A 4,736-nucleotide genomic window follows, 5' to 3' on the forward strand; every position below is an offset into this window, starting at 1 on the left:
CGATGCGTATCCGCCGTCGTAGGTCAGGCCCGCGACGACCTCGCCGTGCGGGCACAATCCAACCCGGTCGCCGACGCCCCACCCCGACACGCCCTCGCCGACATCGACGACGACGCCTGCGATCTCATGTCCCAGCGTCAGCGGCAATCTCACCCAATCCGGTAGCGGAACGGTTTCGCCCTCGAGCACGCCGACGTCCGAGTGGCACAAGCCGACGGCTTTGACGTCGACGAGCACAGTGCCCGGCACCACGGTCGGTTCCGGGACGTCGTTGAGAGCGAGAGGCACGTGGGCCCTGGTGAACTGCCATGCCTGCATTGCCGTCACTCCTTCTTATGCTCACGAACGTGCGGGCGCCGATCAACACGGGAACGGTCAGCCCGAGCGCGTGCCGAGCGCTGCAGCGACGGAGGTCTCGACTGCACGAAGAAGCTCGACCGCCGGCGCGACGTCGACGGTCGCATCAACACGCGGAGCGAGGAAGCGGGCCCACATGTCCCGCACTCTCCGCAGGTTCTCGGCCGCGATCGCGGTGGGGTGCACGCTGATGGAACGTCGATCGTCGGGGTTCGGGCGACGCTCGATCATGCCCTTCTCCACCAGCGAGCGGAGGACCGCGCTCGTGTTGCTGGACCGCAACCCGACCTCGGTGCAAATCCTGGTCGGGCTGACGCCGGGATGCTGCTGGACGTAGTTCATGACCAGGCTCTCGAGTTCCGTGATCTCGATGATCTCGGCGTCAGGGTGCCCGTACAAGCGGATGTCGCGCCCGACGCTGAGCACAAGATGCGCCAGGTCTGCGAGCTGTTCGTCGCGCTCGGTTTCGCGGTGTCCCAACAGTGCTCCCCTCATGAGTATGCTTACCCTAGCATAGCTACGTATACGTAGGTACTTATCCAGGAGGCACAGATGACCCGGTACGCCAAACAGATGGACCCGGCATCGACCGGCACGATGACGAACGCTCGGATCGGAGTGGGGTTGCTGCTCACCCTCGCGTTACTGTCCGGGATTGCTCCGTTCGCGATCGACATGTACCTGCCGGCATTCCCCGAGATGGTTACCGATCTCGGCACGACGGCACCGGTCGTCCAGCTGTCGCTCACCGCGTTTTTACTCGGGGCCGGCGTCGGCCAGGTGGTGTTCGGGCCGCTCTCCGACCGGTTCGGCCGCACCAGTCCGCTCATCGCGGGCATGGTGATCTACCTCATCGCCAGCGCCGCCGCCGCCCTCGCTCCGTCCGTTGAGTTCCTGATCGTCGCTCGGCTGGTGCAAGGCCTCGCAGCGGCGGCGGGCATGGTCATATCCCGCGCCATCGTCAGTGACCTCGCCACGGGGGTGGAGGCGGCACGGGGACTCAGCATCATCATGACGGTGAGCGGCATCGCTCCGGTGCTCGCACCCGTCGCAGGGAGCTTGCTCGCCGAGCCGCTCGGCTGGCGCGGCCTGCTCTGGATCGTGACAGCACTCGTGGCCATCGGCCTGGTAGCAGTGTTCCTCGTCGTCAGGGAGACCAACCCCAGAGCGCCACGAACAACCGCGGCCGGTCGGACCGCGATGTCCGGGTCGTCCAAGCGAGCGCTCACCTCGCGCGTCTACGTCGGGAACATGCTCGCGTTCGTCTTCGCGTTCACCACGATGATGGCGTACATCTCCGCGTCGCCCTTTTTGTACCAAGGGATGATGCACTTGAATCAGGTGCAGTACGGGCTCGCCTTCGGCTTGAACGCCCTCGCGCTCTTGGTAGTCGGCGCGGTCTCTGCACGCCTCACCCGCCGCGTGCACGTCGCGACCCTTGCTCGGAGCGGCTTGCTGCTCAATCTCAGCGCGGTCATCGTGTTCGGGGTGCTCGTCGTGACCGACGTTCCACCGATCTGGCTGGCGTTGCCGATCCTCGTGTCCGTCGGGGCATTGGGATTGAGCTTCGGCAACACGACCGCTCTCGCCCTCGCGGCTGTCCCGACGGCCGCCGGACTCGGCTCCGCGATCCTGGGCCTGCTCCAGAACGTGTTCGCGGGGGTCGCTGCCCCGATCGTCAGCATCGGAGGGCAGAGCACCGCTGGACCGCTGGCCATCACCATGCTCGTCACCTCCGCGCTCGCCAACCTCGCATTCGCGTTCGCCGGCACACACCACTCATCGCGAACGACGCATCCGCCGACGGAATCCGGCGCCGGCGAGATCTCGGGCAGCTGATGCACCACCGCGCACGATCTACCAGCCCCTGTTCATCCAAGGCCGCAGTCACCCACCCTCTGACCTGCACTAACACCTCTGCACCGGCCACGCCATTCGCCGTCAGCGTGGTGAACCACCGGCGGGCGGCGTGGTCGAAGATCCGCGACACGCTCCTGATCAACGAAGGACCCGCCGAGGCCAGCAGCCGTGGCGTGGAGGATCAGTCGAAGCGCTGACGGAGCAGACACAGCCGCCGCCCCCTGGACAGCGCGCGATGAGCACCTGCGGGAGTGGAGCCCGCCCGTGCCACGGAACAGTTCCTCGCCCTCTACGACGGCCTCCGCGTCCAATCGCTCCTCGTGCCCGGATTCGACATCATCGAAGCCTTCGACCGTACAGCGTCCCGGATGCGTCGCGGCTGGTCGGAAGACTACCGCCGCACCGATCTCTTCGAGATCCCCCTCGATCGGCCCCGTGAACACGCCAACCGCCCCGACCTGTTCGGCCCAGAGTAGACACAGACAGGCACTTGAAGCGCGGGGCGGCTGCCGGATAGGTGTCAGCCGCCCCGCTCGCAACGGGAACCACCCCGCTGCTGCCTCACAGTCTGAACCCAGGACAGCGGGGACGGCGATGCTGCAGGGAAGGCTCGGGGCATCCCGCACAGCCCCGGGACAGCGCGTCCCTCTCAGCCGTCGGCTTTGGCGAACGCGGGCCGGAACGGCGATGCGTGTTTCGTGGTTGCAGTGTCGCGATGCACTGCGCTGGGAGTGGTGCGGGGTGCCGACAAGTCCCTGAATCTCCTCGGCACCCCGGTGCGTCGTGCAGACCCGAACTGCCCGACGCACATCCACTATCCGACAGGTGTGGCGCAGCAGCTAGTCGGCACTAACGCGGACCTGCCGGACAACTCCTAGGGGAGGCGCCGCGTCCTGCCTGCAGCAACATCGCCCTGGCACCTGGTACTGGAACCGCTACCCCGGCATCCACTGCGACATCGAGTCCTACGTGTACATGCCGCTGCTCGAGGAGGTCGGCACCGTCCCGAAGTGGCGGTACGCGCCGGGAGAGGAGATCCGCCAGCACGCGATGGCGGTCGGACGCACCTTCGACCTCTACCGCGACACCCTGTTCCAGACCCGCGCGACCGAGCTCCGCTGGGACGAGGAGACGTTGGTCTGGGACGTCTCGACGGACCGCGGCGACCGGTTCCGCGCGCGCTTCGTGATCACCTCCTCGGGCACGTTGACCGAGCCGAAGCTCCCCGGCATCCCCGGTATCGAGACGTTCCAGGGGCACACGTTCCACACCAGCCGCTGGGACTACGGCTACACGGGCGGGAACGCCGACGGCGGACTCAGCAGGCTCGCCGACAAGCGGGTCGCCGTGGTCGGCACCGGTGCGACGGGCATCCAGGTCGTCCCGCACGTCGCGCGCGACGCGGAGCACTTGTTCGTGTTCCAGCGCACCCCGTCGACGATCGGCGTCCGCGACAACCGGCCGACCGACCCGGAGTGGGCGGCCTCGCTGCGCCCCGGGTGGCAGCGGGAACGCCAGGAGAACTTCATCCGCACGATCTCCGGCGCCCCGGTCGACGAGGACCTCACCCGGGACGGCTGGACCGAGACGGCACGCATCCAGCGCACCATGATCACCGGCACGGTCGACGAGTCCGTCGAACCGGCCGAGCGGGAGAGCCTGGACGAGCTGCTCGACTTCCAGAAGATGAACGAACTCCGTGCGCGCGTCGACGAGGTCGTCGAGGACCCGGCGACCGCCGAAGCCCTCAAGCCCTGGTACCGGTACATGTGCAAGCGGCCCGGGTTCAGTGACCTGTACCTGCAGGCGTTCAACGAACCGAACGTCACGCTCGTCGACACCGCCGACGCTGGTGGCATCACGCGCATGACCGAGACGGGCGTCGTGGTCGGCGACACCGAGTACGCCGTCGACTGCGTCGTCTTCGCGACCGGGTTCGAGGTCGGTGTCTCCGGCGTGCTGTCCGGCACGCTCCCCGTGTACGGGCGGGACGGCACGACGCTGCTGGAGGCGTGGGCGCGCGGTCCCCGGACGCTGCACGGCTTCACGACGCACGGGTTCCCGAACCTGTTCCAGCTCGGTCCCCTGCAGAACGCCAACTCGGTCAACTTCGTGCACATCCTGCAGGACCAGGCCGAACACATCGCGGAACTCGTCCGCATCGCCCGTGCCGAGGGTGCCCGGTACGTCGAACCGACGGAAGCGGCGCAGGAGGCGTGGGTCCGGGTGATCGCCGACCGCGCGATCGACAACGACGACTTCCGCGCCGAGTGCACGCCCGGCTACTACAACCGCGAGGGCAGCGCGACGTCCGGCAACACCTCCTTCGGTCCCGGCCCCGTCGTCTTCCGGGACGTCCTCCAGCAGTGGCGCGCGCCACGTCGACGAGGTGATGGTCGCCTGACGACGTGACCAGCTGACGGACTGGAGGCGCGGTGCGGCCTGTGGACTGGTCCCCGGTTCTTGGACTGATTAGTCGGTTCGAGATCCGGGGATGGTTCGTGTGGGTGGTACCGCGT

General features: G+C 67.5%; 5 protein-coding genes. 3 read left to right on the forward strand and 2 right to left on the reverse strand.

The annotated features are described in order from the left end of the window. Together ITJ69_RS20080 and ITJ69_RS20085 are read right to left on the reverse strand one after the other, a co-directional pair. Positions 1-318 (reverse strand): alcohol dehydrogenase catalytic domain-containing protein (locus tag ITJ69_RS20080; protein ID WP_194673830.1); only part of this gene is annotated, 318 nt, incomplete at its 3' end. A gap of 57 nt (positions 319-375) precedes the next feature. Beyond that, positions 376-837: a MarR family winged helix-turn-helix transcriptional regulator gene (locus tag ITJ69_RS20085; protein WP_194673831.1), complete on the reverse strand. Its 462-nt coding sequence runs from the start codon at positions 835-837 to the stop codon at positions 376-378. 72 nt (positions 838-909) lie between these two features. On the opposite strand from ITJ69_RS20085, the gene ITJ69_RS20090 reads away from it, so the two are divergent. The 3 genes from ITJ69_RS20090 (at position 910) to ITJ69_RS20100 (ending at position 4,629) form a co-directional block, all read left to right on the forward strand. Then, positions 910-2,196 (forward strand): multidrug effflux MFS transporter, encoded by a 1,287-nt coding sequence (locus ITJ69_RS20090; protein ID WP_228549983.1) that lies wholly within the window; start codon positions 910-912, stop codon positions 2,194-2,196. A 341-nt stretch (positions 2,197-2,537) separates the two neighbouring features. Continuing rightward, the gene (locus ITJ69_RS20095) at positions 2,538-2,693 is read left to right on the forward strand and encodes a hypothetical protein (RefSeq protein ID WP_194673832.1); all 156 of its coding nucleotides are present in this window, start codon (positions 2,538-2,540) and stop codon (positions 2,691-2,693) included. A gap of 499 nt (positions 2,694-3,192) precedes the next feature. Then, the gene (locus ITJ69_RS20100) at positions 3,193-4,629 is read left to right on the forward strand and encodes a flavin-containing monooxygenase (protein ID WP_194673833.1); all 1,437 of its coding nucleotides are present in this window, start codon (positions 3,193-3,195) and stop codon (positions 4,627-4,629) included. Positions 4,630-4,736: the final 107 nt, after the last annotated feature.

It is taken from the genome of Curtobacterium sp. VKM Ac-2887 (assembly GCF_015350935.1).
Taxonomy (GTDB): domain Bacteria; phylum Actinomycetota; class Actinomycetes; order Actinomycetales; family Microbacteriaceae; genus Curtobacterium.